The organism is Variovorax sp. Sphag1AA (assembly GCF_014192575.1).
Taxonomy (GTDB): Bacteria; Pseudomonadota; Gammaproteobacteria; order Burkholderiales; family Burkholderiaceae_C; genus Variovorax.
The window spans coordinates 1-18361 of record NZ_JACHYC010000014.1 but is presented as its reverse complement, the minus strand read 5'-3'; the positions used below and the strand labels follow the sequence as shown (position 1 = coordinate 18361).

The window sequence follows — 18361 nt, the reverse complement described above, 5'->3', positions numbered from 1 at the left end:
CCACGCAGAAAAGCGCAGCTGACCGCAGTGGTCCACCGATGGCAGTGTCAGAACACTGTCAGAAAAAGCAAAAGCCCAGCGCGGAGGCTGGGCTAAGTGCTTGATTTTATTTGGTGGCCTGGGGCGGAATCGAACCACCGACACGCGGATTTTCAATCCGCTGCTCTACCAACTGAGCTACCGGGCCTTGGTATGAAGCCCTCGATTATACAGTGCTTCGGCGCCCTCTCGAAAGATCGACGCCAAGTTGCTTCAGTTTTCTGTAAAGGTGCGTCCGCTCGAGGCCCGTCTTTTCGGCCACGCGGGTCATGGAGCCGTTCTCCATGGCGAGATGGAACTCGAAGTAAGCCTTTTCGAACCCGTCTCGCGCATCGCGCAGTGGACGGTCGAGGTCGAAGCTCTGCGTTGATTGCGGGCCGGTCTCTACGACCGCTGTCTGCGGCGCAGTGGGCACCAGACTGCTTTCGCCGACGGTCGTGACCACTGTCGAGAGATGGCTCGCCGGGGGCACCACGCTGGCGGCGGCGCGGCGCGCGCTTTCGCGAGCAAGGCCTTGCTCGACGGCCTTCAGAAGCTTTTGCAGCGTGATCGGCTTTTCGAGGAAAGCGAAGGCGCCGATGCGCGTGGCGTCGACGGCGGTGTCGATGGTGGCGTGTCCGCTCATCATGACCACGGGCATGCTCAGGAGGCCGGCAGCCGACCATTCCTTCAGTAGCGTGACGCCGTCGGTATCGGGCATCCAGATGTCGAGCAGGACCAGGTCGGGTCGGGCTCGCTGTCGCGCGGCTCGGGCCTCGGCTGCGTTTTCGGCGAGTTCGACGTTGTGGCCTTCGTCGTTGAGAATTTCAAAGAGCAGGTCTCGGATGCCCAGCTCGTCATCGACCACGAGGATGTTTGCCATGTCTTTGAGGTGTGCGCCGATGTTTGTCTAGTTAGTGATGTGCCGAAGGCCTGTGCGAATGATCGCCTGGTGCTCAGATCGCGGATGACTTCGAATCTTCTGTGTGAGCAACCGCTCCCTGCGGCCCCCCTGCAAGCGCGAATGATAACGAGACTTGTGCACCAACCACAGCCCCATCGACGACACGATTCGAAAGTTCGATGCGCGCGCCGTGCTCGTCGGCAATCTTCTTGACGACCGCGAGGCCCAGGCCGGTGCCCTTCGCCTTGGTCGTGACGTACGGCTCGAACGCGCGCTTGAGGATGTGCTCCGCGAAGCCTGCACCGCTGTCCTGCACTGTCAGACGAACGCGCTGGCCAGATTCCGCGAGCCTGGTCCGGATGGTGACCTCGCCGGCATGACCGGTCCGACTGGCATTGGCCTCCGCCGCATCCTGGGCGTTCTGCAGAAGGTTGTGGATGACTTGCCGGATCTGCTGCGCATCGGCACGGATCGGTGGGCAGCGTTCGTCCAGTTCCGGCCGCAAGGCCACCGAAGCGTTCTCGGCCGGATAGAGATGAAGGATGTCTGTCACCAGCGCATTGAGGTCCACGGCCTTCAGGTCCGCTGCCGGCAAGCGGGCGTAGTCGCGGAATTCATTGACGAGCCGCTTCATGGCATCGACCTGGTCGACGATGGTCTTGACGGACTTGGTCAGCACCGTTTGCTCGGGGGCGCCAACCTTGCCGGAGAGCTTCATCTCGAGCCGTTCGGCCGAGAGCTGGATCGGGGTCAGCGGGTTCTTGATCTCGTGCGCGAGTCGTCGCGCGACTTCGCCCCAAGCCTGCGCGCGCTGCGCAGAGACGATTTCTGAAATGTCGTCGAACACCAGCAGCCGGGTCGCCCCCGGCAGTTCGGCACCGCGGGCAACGATGTTGATCGTGTCCTCCACCACCGCATCGCCGGCGGAATGCAGCTCGAATGCGTGCTGCCAGTGGTCGAGGCCGTGCTGCAGGCGCTCGACCTCGAAGTCATCGAACTGCTGCTGCACGCTCTGCGCGAAGTCGGAAAGGCCCGGCACGTCGGAGAGGTGCTGGCCCTCGTACGCAGCGAGCGGCGCGCGCAGGACGCGCGTGGCGCCCGGGTTGGTCGAAGCGATCACGCCGTCCGCATGGAGCACGATCACGCCGGAGGTCAGGTTGTCGAGGATGGTCTGCAGATTGGACCGGGCGGCATCCAGCTCGCCCATGGTCTTCTCGACCGCGCCGCGCGCTTCGGCCAGTTGCTGCGTCATCACGGCGAACGAACGGGTGAGGCCGCCGAGTTCATCCTTGCCTTGCAACACAGCCGTCGGACGCAGATCGCCGCCCGCCACCTGGCGCACGCCGTCGGCCAGCACCAGCAGGGGACGGGCGAGCTGGTTTCCGAAGAGCACAGCCAGGAGCACCGCGCCGAACACCGCCAGAAAGAGGGTCAGCGTCAGCGTGCCGATGTACATCCGGCGGAGGCCCTCGCGAGCGAGTGCTCTTTCCTGGTACTCGCGATTGGCCTCCTGCACCGCCAGGGCGTTGGCGACGACTGCGGCCGGCAGCGGCTGCGTCACCTGCAGGAAACGGGGCTCGGTATTGAATTCGAAGCCCTGCCGCTGTACCAGTGCGATCGCGCGGACGCTCGCTGGCGGCGGCGTAGCGGCGCCGGGCGCGGGGATTTCGTCCAGTCCCTCGATGTGCGCGATGGCGCGGTCTGCGCGCACCTGCCTCAGTTGTTGCGACGTAGGTCGCTCCGGACTGAGCTGAAAGCGCGAGGTACCCGCCCCGGCAATGAGTTGCCCGCTGCTCGACCACAACACGACATCGGTGGCGCCCAACTGGTCGCGAATCCGCTCCAGTACGAGGCCGGCGCCGGCGTCGGAGACATTGGCGAGCTGCCCACCAGCTGCCTTCGTCTTGTTCATGAGGTCTTCGGACAGCGAGTCCAGCGTGGCGCGCCCGAGGTTGAGGCCCGCATCGAGCGCGCCCTCCACCTTCACGTCGAACCAGCTCTCGATGGACCGCGCGACGAATTGGTAGGACACGACATACACCAGCACGCCCGGCACCACGCCCACCAGCGCGAAGATGGCGGCCAGCTTGACCAGCAAGCGGCTGCCGAACTTGCCTTGGCGGAGCCGGCTGAGCAGCCGGTAGGCGACCCACCCGATCACGAGGATCAGCACCACCGCGACGACCACGTTGATGCCGAGCAGTCGCTCGTAGTTGCGCTCGTAGAACGCGCGGTTGTTGGTCGCCTGCGCGAGAAGGAACATCAGCACCAGGCCGATGGCCGTGACCATCGCCGCACCGACGCCGATGGCCCAGCGAACCGCGCGCGAACGCCGCGCCGCCGGCGACTTGGAGCCGCCGCGCGATGCAATGCTCACTTCGCCTTCTCCAGCGGCAAGCGGGCGCTTTTCTCGATGGAGATGTTCCAGTCGGGCTGGCCGCCGAGGCCACCGATCTGGAACTGGAACGGCCGCGGCAGTTGCGAGGTGTCGAGGCGGAAGCGGAACGTCACCGGATGATCTGCCGCATCGCCGATATCGGAGAGATCGCCGAGCCGCATCCTGCCGACCCGCCGCACCCCATCGAGGGCGTCGGCGAGGGTCTCGAAGTTCTGGTTCAGCGAAACGCCGAACCCGGCGTTGGTGATGGGCACGGGCGACACGTTGAGACGCCACCGCCGGCTGAGCGGCTGGTAGGCAAGTCGCATGTGCCGCACGGCTTGTGCCACTTTAAGGTCTGTCCAATACCAGCGTTCGCGGTAGACCTCTGCCTCGGCGACGAAGTAGATCGCAATGCCCTTCTCGAGCACCTCTTCGACCAGCGTAGGCAGTTCGAACTGGACCTGGGCGGTAAGGTAGATCCCGTCGTCCGCCTGTTCGAGGCGCATCTGGGTGACGGAAGCGCCGTGCGTGTCAGCCTTGGCGGCGCCGGGGAACCATGCGAGGCACCAGCAGACGAGCACCAGCAGCGCGGCCAACCGGGCCGGGAAGGATCGGTCAGCCCGTCTGCTTCTCCAGCAGGGCGTAGAAGAAACCGTCGTGATCACCCAACGGATTGTCCGGGACGGCACGCGCGTTTACCCCGATTTGCGGCAGCAAATGACCCGGCGAGGGCAGTAAACGGGCGTCGGTGTTGCGTGCAAAGAACGCCTCAATCTGGTGCGCACCCTCTTCCTTGAACACCGAGCAGGTGCAATACAGGAGGCGACCGCCTGGTCGAACCAGGGGCCAGAGTGCCTGTAGCAGCATGGCCTGCTCCAACGCAAGTTGCTCGATGTCGCTCTCGCGGCGAAGCCATCGAACGTCCGGGTGCCGCCGGACGATGCCGGATGCGGTGCACGGCGCATCGAGCAGGATGGCGTCGAAGGGTTTGCCATCCCACCACTCGGCGGGGCGGGAGGCGTCCGCCACGACGACGTTGGCGGTCATTCCGAGCCTTGAAAGCGTTTCGCCGATCCGCCGGCTCCGCACGGCATCGACCTCGAGCGCCGTGACTTCGACTCCGCCCGGAGCCGCCGTTTCAAGAAGGTGCGCCGTCTTCCCGCCAGGTGCCGCGCAGGCATCCAACACGCGCAGGGGCGCGCCGCCGGCCCGAAGACCCGTCAACAGCAGCGGCGCGGCAATCTGGGCGGCGGCGTCCTGCACCGAGCATTCGCCGTCGGCAAAGCCAGGGAGTTGTTGCACCGGCCGGGCACGCGCCAGTTGAATGCCGCTTTCGCCAACCGGGGAGCCGCTCAAGCCGGCGGCGCTCAATTCCTCAAGGTAGCGATTGACGCTGCCGTGGCGAAGGTTGACGCGAAGGGTCATCGGCGCCTGCGAATTGTCTGCAGTGAGCACCCGCTGCCATTCGCGGGGATGGTCGCGCTTGAGGCGCTCGATCCACCAGCGCGGGTGGTTCCACTGCGCGACGGGCTCGCGATCCGTTGTCGCGATCAGCTCTTCACGATCCCGCAGAAATCGCCGCAGACATGCATTGATGAAGCTCGCCTGCGCGCGGGTTTCGGGATTGCGCTTCGCAGCTTCAACGGCCTGGTCAACCAGGGTGAACGGCTCATAAGGCGAACGCTGCGGGTCCCACGCCAGTGCGAGCGCCGTGCACAGCAACGCATCCGCCGCCGGCGGGGGCGTGCGCTTGGCGAGTTGGCGCCGCAAGGCCTCCGCACGGCCAAGCCAGCGCAGCGCCTGGAAGCCGAGGGCCTGGACGCCCGGCCGCAGCGACGGCTCCACGGCTTCGAACGCCACGGAGCCCGAAGCCCCCGCGCGGATCGAGGCCAACGCAGCGGCGGTCAGTTGCAACTGGCGCCAAAGAGGCGGCGAAACAGAATTGGGATGGGAAAGGTCTGGCAAATCGGGTCGATGGTAAATGTGTGATGCGTCAGCCACGCAACACTGGAATCAGCGCAGCGGTGCCGCCGGCTTGATCTGCATGATCCACGCCACCAGCACCGCCGGAAATTCGGCGATCGCGGCGTTGTACTGGGCCACAGCAAGATTGAAGTGCCCGCGGGCCATCTCGGCAGCGGCGGACGGTTCCGGCCAGGCGATGGGTTGCGAGATTTCCGCACCGTCCGGGAGGCCCTCGAGTGGCGCCGGCCGGGACAGGGTTCCGTCGGCGTCGAAGCTGACGACCGCATCGGGGTGGAGGCTCTGCCACGCCGCAAGCATGACGTGCATCGCCGTGCCCATCGCCGCCACGCCCGCGGGATTCAATGGCCGAAGACGCGTCGCTGCGAGCAGGGTCGAGAGTTGGTTCGCGGCAGCCTGCACAGACGCGCTCGGCGACTCGAGCGGCGTGGCGGACGGCTCGTCCTTGGCCACGCGTGCAAGAACGAAATCGAGTTGCCGTACCAGCGCTGCATCGAGCATCGCGTACGCTTGAAGCGCGGCCGAACGCAGGCGCATCAGGCGGTTGTAGGCGCCCACGAACCAGAACAGCGCGATGGCGCCGGCAATCCAGTACGGCAAGGATTCAGGCACTTCCGGCATTCAGCGCACGCCCAATAAAAAGCCCCCGATCCGCGGGCGGAAAGGGGGCAGTTGGGGACCGGTCATGACCGGCGATGCTACTACCGCTTATTCGGTTGCAGCGCCTTCGCCAGCATCCACCGTCACGGTCGCTACGTCGTCAGCGGTCGTCGAGCCGGACAGCTCTGCCGCTTCGGCTTCTGCGATCGCGCGGCGCTCGGCCTCGTCCATGGCGTCCTTCGCCTTGCGTGCCTGGTGGTACGCCATGCCGGTGCCTGCGGGGATCAGACGGCCGACGATGACGTTTTCCTTCAGGCCGCGCAGCTCGTCGCGCTTGCCCATGATCGCGGCTTCGGTCAGCACGCGCGTCGTTTCCTGGAACGATGCGGCGCTGATGAAGCTGTCGGTCGAGAGCGATGCCTTCGTGATACCCAGCAGCAGGTTGGTGTACGTCGCGGGGATCTTGCCATCGGCGCGCAGCGCGTCGTTGGTGTTGAGCATCTCGCTGCGTTCGATCTGTTCGCCGGCGATGTAGGTGGTGTCGCCCGGGTTCTCGACCACGACGCGGCGCAGCATCTGGCGAACGATCACCTCGATGTGCTTGTCGTTGATCTTCACACCCTGCAAGCGGTACACGTCCTGCACTTCGTCCACGATGTAGCGCGCCAGTTCTTCGGAGCCCAGCAGGCGCAGGATGTCCTGCGGATCGGCCGGACCGTCGACGATCGACTCGCCCTTGTTCACCACCTGGCCTTCGTGCACCAGGATGTTCTTTTCCTTCGGCACGAGTTCTTCCCAGACCTTGCCTTCCGGATCGGTGATCTGCAGACGGACCTTGCCCTTCGTTTCCTTGCCGAACGACACGGTGCCGGTCATCTCGGCCAGCATGCCCTTGTCCTTCGGCGAACGGGCTTCGAACAGCTCGGCCACACGCGGCAGACCGCCGGTAATGTCGCGGGTCTTCTGGCCTTCGACCGGAATACGCGCCAGCACTTCGCCGGGGCCCACGTCCTGACCGTCGCGGATCTGGACCAGCGAACCGATCGGGAAGCCGATCGTCACCGAGTGGTCGGTGCCGGGGATCTTCACCTCGGCGCCCGAGGCGTCGATCAGCTTCACTTGCGGACGCACGACCTTGGCAGCGCCGCGGCGCTTCGGGTCGATCACGACCAGCGTCGACAGGCCGGTGACTTCGTCCACCTGCTTGGCGACCGTGAGGCCTTCCTCGACGTTCTCGAACTTCGTCTTGCCGGCGAATTCCGTGATGATCGGGCGCGTCAGCGGATCCCAGTTGGCCAGCACGTGGCCCGCCTTGATCTGCTGGTCTGCCTTCACCGTCAGCGTGGCACCGTAAGGCACCTTGTGACGCTCGCGCTCACGGCCGTGCTCGTCGTGAATGACGATTTCGCCCGAACGCGCGATGACCACGAGTTCGTTCTTGCTGTTGGTCACGTAGCGCATCGTGGCGTTGAAGCCGATCACGCCGTTCGACTTGGCTTCGACGCTCGAGGCCACTGCCGCACGCGATGCCGCACCACCGATGTGGAACGTACGCATCGTCAGCTGCGTGCCCGGTTCGCCGATCGACTGCGCTGCAATCACGCCGACGGCTTCGCCGTTGTTGACGAGACCGCCGCGGCCGAGGTCACGGCCATAGCACTTGGCGCAGAGGCCGAAGCGGGTCGCGCAAGTCAGCGCGGTGCGAACCTTGACTTCGTCGACGCCTTCGGCTTCGAGGGCTTCGATCGTGTCTTCGTCCAGCATGTCGCCGGCCTTGGCCAGAACTGCACGCGTTTCGGGGTGAAGCACGTCTTCGGCAGCCGTACGACCCAGGATACGTTCGCGCAGCGATTCGATCACTTCACCGCCTTCGACGATCGCGCGCATCACGGCGCCGTCCTGCGTGCCGCAATCCTGCTCGATCACGACCAGATCCTGCGTCACGTCGACCAGACGACGGGTCAGGTAACCCGAGTTCGCGGTCTTCAGCGCGGTATCGGCCAGACCCTTACGAGCACCGTGGGTGGAGATGAAGTACTCCAACACGTTCAGGCCTTCGCGGAAGTTCGCCGTGATCGGCGTCTCGATGATCGAGCCGTCCGGCTTGGCCATCAGGCCCCGCATGCCGGCCACCTGACGGATCTGCGCAGCAGAACCGCGAGCGCCCGAGTCGGCCATCATGTAGATGGAGTTGAACGACTCCTGCTCGACTTCCTTGCCGTTGCGGTCGGTGACCTTTTCCTTCGACAGCTTGGCCATCATGACCTTCGACACTTCGTCGCCGGCCTTGCCCCAGATGTCGACCACCTTGTTGTAGCGCTCGCCAGCGGTCACGAGACCGGAGACGTACTGCTGCTCGATTTCCTTCACTTCCTTGGCCGAGCGGTCGATGATGCCGTGCTTCTCGGAAGGCACGAGCATGTCGTCGATCGCGATCGAAATACCAGCCTTGGTCGCGAGGCGGAAGCCGTTCTGCAGCAGCTTGTCGGCGAAGACCACCGTCTCCTTCAGACCGCACTTGCGGAACGAGGCGTTGATGAGCTTGGAGATTTCCTTCTTCTTCAGCGCCTTGTTGATGTTCGAGAACGCCAGGCCCTTCGGCAGGATCTCGGACAGCAACGCACGGCCCACGGTCGTATCGACGAGCGAGGTCGAGGACGTGAATTCGCCCGTTTCCTTGTTCTTCGTGTACTCGGTGATCCGGACGGCGATCTTGGCGGTGAGTTCGACCACGCCGGCGTCGAGTGCGCGCTGCACTTCGCCGATGTCGGAGAACACCAGACCTTCGCCCTTGCCATTCACGCGATCGCGGGTCGTGTAGTACAGACCCAGCACCACGTCCTGCGACGGCACGATCGACGGTTCGCCGTTGGCCGGGAACAGCACGTTGTTGGAGGCCAGCATCAGCGTGCGGGCTTCCATCTGCGCTTCGACCGACAGCGGCACGTGGACGGCCATCTGGTCACCGTCGAAGTCGGCGTTGAATGCCGCGCAAACCAACGGGTGCAGCTGGATCGCCTTGCCTTCGATCAGGATCGGCTCGAAGGCCTGGATGCCCAGGCGGTGCAGCGTCGGTGCGCGGTTCAGCATCACCGGGTGTTCCTTGATGACTTCTTCAAGGATGTCCCACACCACCGGCGTGCCGGATTCGACTTCCTTCTTCGCCGCCTTGATGGTGGTCGCAATGCCCATGGCTTCGAGGCGCGAGAAGATGAAAGGCTTGAACAGCTCGAGGGCCATCAGCTTCGGCAGACCGCACTGATGCAGCTTGAGCGTCGGGCCCACCACGATGACCGAACGGCCCGAGTAGTCGACGCGCTTGCCCAGCAGGTTCTGGCGGAAGCGACCGCTCTTGCCCTTGATCATGTCGGCCAGCGACTTGAGCGCACGCTTGTTGGCGCCCGTCATGGCCTTGCCGCGACGGCCGTTGTCCAACAGCGAATCGACCGCTTCCTGGAGCATCCGCTTTTCGTTGCGCGCGATGATTTCCGGCGCCTTCAGTTCGAGCAGGCGACGCAGTCGGCTGTTGCGGTTGATGACGCGACGGTAGAGGTCGTTGAGGTCGGAGGTCGCGAAGCGGCCGCCGTCCAGCGGCACCAGCGGACGCAGGTCCGGCGGCAGCACGGGCAGCACGTCGAGCACCATCCACTCGGGCTTGATGCCCGACTTGCGGAAGGCTTCCAGCACCTTGAGGCGCTTGGAGTTCTTCTTGACCTTGACTTCGGAGCCGGTCAGGTCGCCGCGGAGCTTTTCGATCTCGGTGTCGAGCTCGATGCCCATCAGCAGGTCCTTGATACCTTCAGCGCCCATCTTGGCGATGAACTCGTCGCCGTATTCCTTGCGCTTCGCGTCGTAGTCGTCCTCGGACATGATGCTGAACTTCTTCAGCGGGGTCATGCCGGGATCGGTCACCACATAGGCTTCGAAGTACAGCACGCGCTCGATATCGCGCAGCGTCATGTCGAGCACGAGGCCCAGACGCGACGGCAGCGACTTCAGGAACCAGATGTGCGCGCAGGGCGCCGCGAGGTCGATGTGACCCATGCGCTCACGACGCACCTTGGTCTGCGTGACTTCAACGCCGCACTTCTCGCAGATCACGCCGCGGTGCTTCAGGCGCTTGTACTTGCCGCACAAGCACTCGTAGTCCTTGATAGGGCCGAAGATCTTCGCGCAGAAAAGACCATCACGCTCGGGCTTGAAGGTCCGGTAGTTGATCGTCTCGGGCTTCTTCACTTCGCCGAAAGACCACGAACGGATCTTCTCGGGCGAAGCCATGCCAATCTTGATGGCATCGAAATGCTCATCAGGGGTGAACTGCTTGAACAGGTCGAGTAGCGATTTCATAAGTCTCTATCCCCTTCCAATTACGAACGCTCGAGCTCGATGTCGAGACCCAGCGAACGGATTTCCTTGACCAGCACGTTGAACGATTCCGGCATGCCGGCTTCGATCGAGTGCTCGCCCTTGACGATGCTTTCGTAGACCTTGGTACGGCCCTGCACGTCGTCGGACTTCACGGTCAGCATTTCCTGCAGGACGTAGGAAGCGCCGTAGGCTTCGAGCGCCCACACTTCCATTTCCCCGAAACGCTGGCCGCCGAACTGCGCCTTGCCGCCGAGCGGCTGCTGCGTGACCAGCGAGTACGGGCCGGTCGAGCGGGCGTGCATCTTGTCGTCCACCAGGTGATGCAGCTTCAGGAAGTGCATGTAGCCGACGGTGACCGGGCGCTCGAAGCGCTCGCCGGTACGGCCGTCGTACAGGTACGCCTGCGTGCGGGTCTCGGTCAGGCCCTTGAGCTTGGCGATGTCGTCCGGATAGGCGAGCTTCAGCATGCCGCGGATTTCCTCTTCCGAGGCACCGTCGAACACCGGCGTCGCGAACGGCACGCCCTGCGACAGGTTCTGCGCCATTTCGATCACGTCGGTATCGCTCAGCGCGCTGAGTTCTTCCTTGCGACCCGAGCCGTTGTACAGGTCCTCGAAGAACTTGCGCAGCTCGGCCACCTTGGCCTCCGCCTGCAGCAGGTCGCCGATGCGCTGGCCCACGCCCTTGGCGGCCCAGCCCAGATGCACCTCCAGCACCTGACCCACGTTCATCCGCGAAGGCACACCCAGCGGATTCAGGCAGATGTCGCACGGCGTGCCGTCGGCCATGTGCGGCATGTCTTCGACCGGAACGATCTTCGACACCACACCCTTGTTACCGTGACGGCCGGCCATCTTGTCGCCAGGCTGCAGACGGCGCTTGACGGCCAGGTACACCTTGACCATCTTGAGCACGCCTGCGGGCAGCTCGTCGCCTTGCGTGAGCTTCTTGCGCTTTTCTTCGAACGCGAGGTCGAAGCTGTGGCGCGTCTGCTCCAGCGAGTTCTTGATCGACTCGAGCTGCAGGGCCACATCGTCTTCCGCCGGGCGAATGTCGAACCAGTGGAACTTCTCGATCGACGAGAGATACGCCTTGTCGAGCTTGGTGCCCTTGGCCAGCTTGTTGGGGCCACCGTTGGCAACCTTGCCGGTCAGGAGCTTCTCGATACGGTCGAACGCGTCGGCTTCGACGATGCGAAGCTGGTCGTTCAGGTCGAGGCGGAAGCGCTTGAGTTCGTCGTCGATGATCTGCTGCGCGCGCTTGTCGCGCGTGATGCCTTCGCGGGTGAACACCTGCACGTCGATCACGGTGCCTTGCGAGCCTTGATCCACACGCAGCGAGGTGTCCTTCACGTCCGAAGCCTTCTCGCCGAAGATCGCGCGAAGCAGCTTTTCTTCCGGCGTCAGCGTGGTCTCGCCCTTCGGCGTGACCTTGCCAACCAGCGTGTCGCCCGGCTGCACTTCGGCGCCGACGTAGATGATCCCGGATTCGTCCAGGCGGTTGAGCTGCTGCTCGGCCAGGTTCGGGATGTCACGCGTGATTTCCTCGGCACCCAGCTTGGTGTCGCGAGCCATCACCACCAGTTCCTCGATGTGGATCGAGGTGTAGCGGTCTTCGGCGACGACGCGTTCGCTGATCAGGATCGAGTCTTCGAAGTTGTAGCCGTTCCACGGCATGAAGCCGATCAGCATGTTCTGGCCGAGCGCGAGCTCGCCCAGATCGGTCGAAGCGCCATCGGCAATGACGTCGCCCTTGGCGATCTTGTCGCCGCGCTTGACGATCGGACGCTGGTGGATGTTCGTGTTCTGGTTCGAACGCTGGTACTTGATCAGGTTGTAGATGTCCACACCGACTTCACCTGCAGCCGCTTCCGCGTCATTCACGCGAACCACGATGCGGGTCGCGTCGACATAGTCGACAACGCCACCACGGGTCGCGGTCACGACGGTGCCCGAGTCGACCGCGGAAACGCGCTCGATGCCGGTACCGACGAACGGCTTTTCAGGACGCAGCACAGGCACGGCCTGACGCTGCATGTTGGCGCCCATCAACGCGCGGTTCGCATCGTCGTGCTCGAGGAACGGAACGAGCGATGCGGCCACCGACACGATCTGCGCCGGCGACACGTCCATGTACTGCACGCGTTCGGCGCTCACCAGGATCGATTCGCCGGTTTCGCGGGCAGAGACGAGGTCGCCAGTCAGTCGGCCTTCCTTGTCGAGCGCAGCGTTGGCCTGCGCGATCACGTACTTGCCTTCCTCGATGGCCGACAGGTAGTCGATCTCGTTCGTGACCTTGCTGTCCACCACGCGACGGTACGGCGTCTCGATGAAGCCGTATTCGTTGAGGCGGGCGTACAGAGCCAGCGAGTTGATCAGACCGATGTTCGGACCTTCAGGCGTTTCGATCGGGCACACACGGCCGTAGTGCGTAACGTGCACGTCGCGCACTTCGAAGCCGGCGCGTTCGCGCGTCAGACCGCCCGGGCCGAGGGCCGAGACGCGACGCTTGTGCGTGATCTCGGACAGCGGGTTGGTCTGGTCCATGAACTGCGACAGCTGCGAGGCACCGAAGAACTCCTTCAGTGCGGCCGAGATCGGCTTGCTGTTGATCAGGTCGTGCGGCATCAGCGGCTCTTGCTCGGCCTGGCCCAGACGCTCCTTGACGGCCTTCTCGATACGAGCCAAGCCAGTGCGGTACTGGTTTTCGGCCAGTTCGCCCACGCAACGCACGCGGCGGTTGCCCAGGTGATCGATGTCGTCGACTTCGCCACGACCGTTGCGCAGATCCACGAGGATCTTGACGACAGCCAGGATGTCTTCGTTGGTCAGGACCATCGGGCCGGTCGACTCGTCACGACCGACCTTGGCGTTGAACTTCATCCGGCCGACGCGCGACAGGTCGTAGGTGTCGGGGTTGTAGAACAGACGCTGGAACAGGGCCTGCACGGCGTCTTCCGTCGGCGGCTCGCCGGGACGCATCATGCGATAGATGGCCACGCGCGCAGCGAACTCATCGGCGGTTTCGTCGATGCGCAGGGTCTGCGAGATGTACGCGCCCTGGTCGAGTTCGTTCGTGTAGATGCACTGGAGCTCCTGCACACCGGCCGAACGCAGCTTCTTCAGCAGCGTTTCGGTGAGCTCGTCGTTGGCCTTTGCCAGGATTTCACCCGAGTCCGGATCGACGATGTTGCGAGCGACCACGCGGCCGATCAGGAAGTCTTCCGGCACGCTGATGTGGGTCGTGCCCGACTGTTCGAGTTCGCGCGTGTGGCGAGCCGTGACGCGCTTGTCCTTGGCGACAACGACCTTGCCCGACTTGTCGGTGATGTCGAAGCGCGCGACTTCGCCGCGCAGGCGCTCGGAGACGAACTCCATCTGCGCACCGCTGTCCATGAGGCGGAAGTTGTCGTTGACGAAGAAGTTCGCGAGGATCGATTCCGGATTGAGGCCGATCGCCTTCAGAAGGATCGTGACAGGCATCTTCCGGCGACGGTCGACGCGGAAGTACAGCATGTCCTTCGGATCGAACTCGAAGTCGAGCCACGAGCCGCGGTAGGGGATCACGCGGGCCGAGAACAACAGCTTGCCCGAGCTGTGCGTCTTGCCCTTGTCGTGTTCGAAGAACACGCCCGGCGAACGGTGAAGCTGCGACACGATGACGCGCTCGGTACCGTTGATGATGAACGAGCCCTTGTCGGTCATGAGCGGCACTTCGCCCATGTAGACCTCTTGCTCCTTCACTTCCTTGACCACCTTCGACTGCGGCGTCGACGACTCGCGGTCATAGATGATGAGCTGCACCTTGGCGCGAACAGCCGAGGCGAAGGTCAGACCGCGGGTCTGGCACTCGCGCACGTCGAACGCCGGCTTCGCCAGGTTGTACTCGAGGAACTTCATCTCGACGAAACCGTTGTGCGAGACGATCGGGAAGGCCGCGTGGAACGCGGCTTGCAGCCCTTCCACAGTCCGCTTCTGAGGTGCGACGCCCGCTTGCAGGAACGCGGTGTACGCGTCTTTTTGCATCTGCAGCAGGTAGGGGATTTCGACGACGCTGTCGCGGCTACCGAAATTCTTTCGGATGCGCTTGCGTTCGGTGTAACTGTACGTGGACGTTTGGGCCATGAGAGCTCCGGTGCTTGAGATCTTCAGCGACTTGTCAGCAGCGCTTTCGCGCCACTGCTTGGCGGCTGGCCACTACCAGCCGTTGGCGGACAGTGATGCGTTGCACATCACCCGAACCAAGGGGTCTTCTGTAGTCGGGGTCAGAAGACACTCAAAAAACGCTGAAAAGAGGCGGCTTTTGGGTGCGCTCTGAAAGCGGCAAAGGCTGGAGGGCCTTGCGGCACACTCCAGCCCTCCAGGATGACTGAATTACTTCAGTTCCACCTTGGCGCCAGCTTCTTCCAGCTTCTTCTTGGCGGCTTCGGCGTCTGCCTTCGGCAGAGCTTCCTTGACGGCCTTCGGAGCGGCTTCCACGAGGTCCTTGGCTTCCTTGAGGCCCAGGCCGGTGATTTCGCGCACGGCCTTGATCGCTGCAACCTTGTTCGAGCCAGCGTCGAGCAGAACGACGTTGAATTCGGTCTTCTCTTCAGCGGCGGGGGCAGCGGCGCCACCGGCAGCAGCCGGAGCAGCCATTGCAGCGGCGCTCACGCCGAACTTCTCTTCGATGGCTTTCACCAGGTCGTTGAGTTCCAGGACCGTCATGCTGTCGAGCGCGGTCAGAAATGCGTCTTTATCGAATGCCATTTTTGTTTCCTAACAATTGGGTTGAATATTTCAAAGTCAAGCCTTAAGCGGCTTGAGCCTCGGCCGGGGCTTCGCCACCACCACGCTTCTCGGCGAGCGCGGCCAGGACACGGGCCGTGCGCGAGATCGGGGATTGCATCAAGCCCAGCAGCTGTGCCAGCAACACTTCCTTCGTAGGAATGTTGGCCAGTTGCTTAACGCCTTCGACATCCAGGGCCTTGCCACCGAATGCGCCGCCGCGGATGACCAACTTGTCGTTGGTCTTCGCGAAATCGGCCACCACCTTCGCGGCAGCCACAGCGTCTTCGGAGAAGCCATAGATCAGCGGGCCGGTCATCTGGTCGCCGACGACCTCAAACGAGCTACCGGCGACAGCACGGCGGGCCAGCGTGTTCTTCAACACGCTGAGGCTCACACCCTTGCTGCGCGCTTCGGTGCGCAGTTTGGTCATATCGGCGACCGTGATGCCACGGTATTCCGCCATCACGAGCGTTTGAGCTTTTGCGGCGAGGCTGGTCACTTCATTGATGACCGCTTCTTTCTCACTGCGATTCAGACTCAAGGTCTACTCCTTTTCAATGCGTCCCTTAACCGAAGTCTCGGAACGCGCTTCATGCAGCGACCAACTGTTCCGGAAACTAGCTCCTTTGCAGCGGGGTCGCCATCTGCGCTGGCCGCAACACCAAGTGAAGCGATTAAGTACAGGCAATCCTGTACGCCAGCGGTCTTGGATGGCCCGAAGCCGCCTGAAGCAGCTTCGACCCACCACATCACCCGGCGACCTTTTGACGGGCCGCCAGGCAAATTCACATCAGCCTTGAGCGATGGTCTGCGTGTCCACGCGGACACCCACACCCATCGTCGAAGACACTGCCACCTTGCGCAGGTACACACCCTTGCTCGAGGCCGGCTTGGCCTTGACCAGCGCCTCAATCAGCGCGGACAGGTTGCCTTGCAGCTTGTCGGTGTCGAACGAGCGACGGCCGATCGAACCATGGATGATCCCGGCCTTGTCGACGCGGAACTGCACCTGACCCGCCTTGGCGTTCTTGACAGCCGTAGCAACGTCCGGCGTCACAGTGCCGACCTTGGGGTTCGGCATGAGGCCGCGCGGACCGAGGATCTGACCCAGGGTACCGACGACGCGCATCGCGTCAGGAGCGGCGATCACGACGTCAAAGGGCATGTCACCAGCCTTCACCTGAGCGGCGAGGTCGTCCATGCCGACGATGTCGGCGCCGGCAGCCTTGGCTTCCTCAGCCTTGGCGCCCTGTGCGAACACCGCCACGCGCTTGGTCTTGCCGGTGCCGTTCGGCATCACGACGGCGCCACGCACCACCTGGTCGGACTTCTTGGCATCAATGCCGAGCTGCACTGCAACGTCGATGGACTCGTCGAACTTCGCGGTAGCGGCTTCCTTCACGATGCCGAGCGCGTCAGCCAGCGCGTAAAGCTTGCCGCTGTCGACCTTGCCTGCGAGGGCCTTTTGCTTCTTGGTGATCTTGGCCATTTACACGCCCTCCACATTCACGCCCATCGAGCGGGCAGAACCGGCAATGGTGCGGACTGCTGCGTCCAGGTCGGCCGCGGTCAGATCCTTCATCTTGGTCTTGGCGATTTCTTCGAGCTGTGCGCGCGTGATCTTGCCGACCTTGTCCGTGTGCGGACGTGCGGAACCCTTCTCGAGCTTGATCGCCTTCTTGATCAACGTGATCGCCGGCGGCGTCTTGATGATGAAGGTGAAGCTCTTGTCGGCGAACGCGGTGATGACCACCGGCAGCGGCAGACCCGGCTCAACGCCTTGAGTCTGCGCGTTGAACGCCTTGCAGAACTCCATGATGTTCAAACCGCGCTGGCCCAGAGCGGGACCGATCGGCGGCGACGGATTGGCCTTACCAGCTGGCACTTGCAGCTTGATGAAGCCGACGATTTTCTTCGCCATGCTTTTTCTCCTTGCGGGTATTAGCGCCTTAGCCTTCTCGGCCTTGGCTCCCCGGGGTTAACGACTCTCTTCAATCCAGATTCACGCCGAGTCGGAGGGACGCGAACCACAAAAATTCAAGGCCAGGTCACCCGGCCTTGTTTTCTCGCACTCAAGTCTTTTCGACTTGCGCAAATTCGAGTTCGACCGGCGTGGCACGACCGAAGATCATGACCGACACGCGAACCTTGTTCTTTTCGTAGTTGACTTCCTCGACGGTGCCGTTGAAGTCGGTAAAAGGACCTTCCTTGACGCGCACGAATTCGCCGACGACAAATTCGATCTTGTGGCGCGGCTTCTCGGTGCCCTGCTGCATCTGGCTGACGATGTCTTCGACTTCCTTCTGCGAAATCGGAGCGGGGCGATTCTTCGCGCCCCCAACGAAACCCGTCACCTTGTTCGTGTGCTTCACGAGGTGCCAGCTCTCGTCGTCCATGATCATTTCGACCAGGACGTAACCGGGGAAGAACCGACGCTCGGTAGTGCGCTTCTGCCCGTTCTTGACCTCGACCACCTCTTCGGTCGGGACCAGGATTCGGCCAAACTTGTCCTGCATCCCGGCGCGTGTAATCCGCTCCGTGATGTTCCGCTCCACCGCCTTCTCCATTCCGGAGTACGCGTGCACCACATACCAGCGGAAATCGGGATTGGCGGCCGGGGCCAGCACATGCCCGCCTTCCGGCGCAACGTCGATGGCGTCGTCAGTCATTTACTTTCTCCAGCCCAGAATGAGATCAAAAAACACCCATTCGAGCGTCTTGTCGGTGAGCCAAAGGAAGATCGACATGATTGCCACAAAGGCAAACACGTACGCCGTCATTTGGATCGCCTCTTTGCGAGTCGGCCAGACAACCTTCTTGACTTCACGCCACGAATCGCGACCGAACGCCCACAACTGACGACCGCTCTCGGAACTCGCAAATACACCCACGGCAGCAGCAAGCCCCACCAGCAAGGCACCCCACTGCACCACCGGACCCTGGCGAGTCAGCAGATAGAACGCAGCAATGGCACCCACGACCAAGACGACGGCTGTCGCCAACTTGGCCTTGTCAGCACTGGTGCTTACGGTTTCGATTTGAGAAGAAGCCATCTGGGCACTATTCCTGAAGCCTCTCAGCTTCCATTTCAATGCGTCTTCTGAGACGCCGAAGCCCGTCAGGACATGACGGGCTTTTTCGGGACCACCCTCAGGTGGCAGGGGCAGTAGGAATCGAACCTACAACCTTCGGTTTTGGAGACCGACGCTCTGCCAATTGAGCTATACCCCTCCGCGATTCCTAAATCAGATGTCGAGGATCTTGGCCACGACGCCCGAGCCCACGGTGCGGCCGCCTTCGCGGATCGCGAAGCGCAGACCTTCTTCCATGGCGATCGGA

Annotated in this window: 13 protein-coding genes, 2 tRNA genes and 1 pseudogene; all 16 read right to left on the bottom strand. The window is 63.1% G+C overall.

Annotated features, from left to right (window positions below; genetic code table 11):
• Positions 1 to 111 precede the first annotated feature (111 nt).
• Positions 112 to 187 (bottom strand) — tRNA-Phe (locus FHW64_RS33130).
• An 18-nt stretch (positions 188 to 205) separates the two neighbouring features.
• Complete coding sequence (locus FHW64_RS33125) at positions 206 to 901, bottom strand: response regulator (RefSeq protein ID WP_184533546.1); 696 nt, start codon at positions 899 to 901, stop codon at positions 206 to 208.
• A 73-nt stretch (positions 902 to 974) separates the two neighbouring features.
• A complete protein-coding gene (locus FHW64_RS33120; RefSeq protein ID WP_311733429.1) occupies positions 975 to 3299 on the bottom strand; it encodes an ATP-binding protein in 2325 nt (774 codons plus the stop codon).
• Positions 3296 to 3898 (bottom strand): DUF4390 domain-containing protein, encoded by a 603-nt coding sequence (locus tag FHW64_RS33115; RefSeq protein WP_221210616.1) that lies wholly within the window; start codon positions 3896 to 3898, stop codon positions 3296 to 3298. The genes FHW64_RS33120 and FHW64_RS33115 overlap by 4 nt, the downstream gene beginning before the upstream one ends.
• A gap of 19 nt (positions 3899 to 3917) precedes the next feature.
• Entirely contained in the window at positions 3918 to 5216 is a 1299-nt protein-coding gene (gene rsmB, locus FHW64_RS33110) for a 16S rRNA (cytosine(967)-C(5))-methyltransferase RsmB (protein ID WP_409350670.1), read from the bottom strand.
• Positions 5217 to 5315: 99 nt separating this feature from the next.
• Positions 5316 to 5906 (bottom strand): lema family protein, encoded by a 591-nt coding sequence (locus tag FHW64_RS33105; RefSeq protein ID WP_184533545.1) that lies wholly within the window; start codon positions 5904 to 5906, stop codon positions 5316 to 5318.
• An 87-nt stretch (positions 5907 to 5993) separates the two neighbouring features.
• Positions 5994 to 10232 (bottom strand): DNA-directed RNA polymerase subunit beta', encoded by a 4239-nt coding sequence (gene rpoC, locus FHW64_RS33100; RefSeq protein WP_184533543.1) that lies wholly within the window; start codon positions 10230 to 10232, stop codon positions 5994 to 5996.
• 20 nt (positions 10233 to 10252) lie between these two features.
• A complete protein-coding gene (rpoB, locus tag FHW64_RS33095) occupies positions 10253 to 14377 on the bottom strand; it encodes a DNA-directed RNA polymerase subunit beta (RefSeq protein ID WP_184533541.1) in 4125 nt (1374 codons plus the stop codon).
• Positions 14378 to 14626: 249 nt separating this feature from the next.
• Positions 14627 to 15001 carry a 50S ribosomal protein L7/L12 gene (gene rplL, locus FHW64_RS33090; RefSeq protein ID WP_184533539.1) on the bottom strand — a complete coding sequence of 125 codons (375 nt, stop codon included), beginning with the start codon at positions 14999 to 15001 and terminating at the stop codon, positions 14627 to 14629.
• A 43-nt stretch (positions 15002 to 15044) separates the two neighbouring features.
• Complete coding sequence (rplJ, locus tag FHW64_RS33085; RefSeq protein WP_184533537.1) at positions 15045 to 15563, bottom strand: 50S ribosomal protein L10; 519 nt, start codon at positions 15561 to 15563, stop codon at positions 15045 to 15047.
• 249 nt (positions 15564 to 15812) lie between these two features.
• Positions 15813 to 16511, bottom strand: a complete 699-nt coding sequence (gene rplA, locus FHW64_RS33080; RefSeq protein WP_184533535.1) for a 50S ribosomal protein L1 — start codon at positions 16509 to 16511, stop codon at positions 15813 to 15815.
• Positions 16512 to 16943 carry a 50S ribosomal protein L11 gene (gene rplK / locus FHW64_RS33075; protein ID WP_028252759.1) on the bottom strand — a complete coding sequence of 144 codons (432 nt, stop codon included), beginning with the start codon at positions 16941 to 16943 and terminating at the stop codon, positions 16512 to 16514.
• A gap of 151 nt (positions 16944 to 17094) precedes the next feature.
• Positions 17095 to 17691, bottom strand: a complete 597-nt coding sequence (gene nusG / locus FHW64_RS33070) for a transcription termination/antitermination protein NusG (protein ID WP_184533533.1) — start codon at positions 17689 to 17691, stop codon at positions 17095 to 17097.
• Entirely contained in the window at positions 17692 to 18075 is a 384-nt protein-coding gene (gene secE, locus FHW64_RS33065) for a preprotein translocase subunit SecE (RefSeq protein WP_184533531.1), read from the bottom strand.
• A 102-nt stretch (positions 18076 to 18177) separates the two neighbouring features.
• A tRNA-Trp gene (locus FHW64_RS33060) sits at positions 18178 to 18253 on the bottom strand.
• A gap of 14 nt (positions 18254 to 18267) precedes the next feature.
• Positions 18268 to 18361: pseudogene (locus FHW64_RS33055) on the bottom strand (elongation factor Tu); the annotation flags it as partial.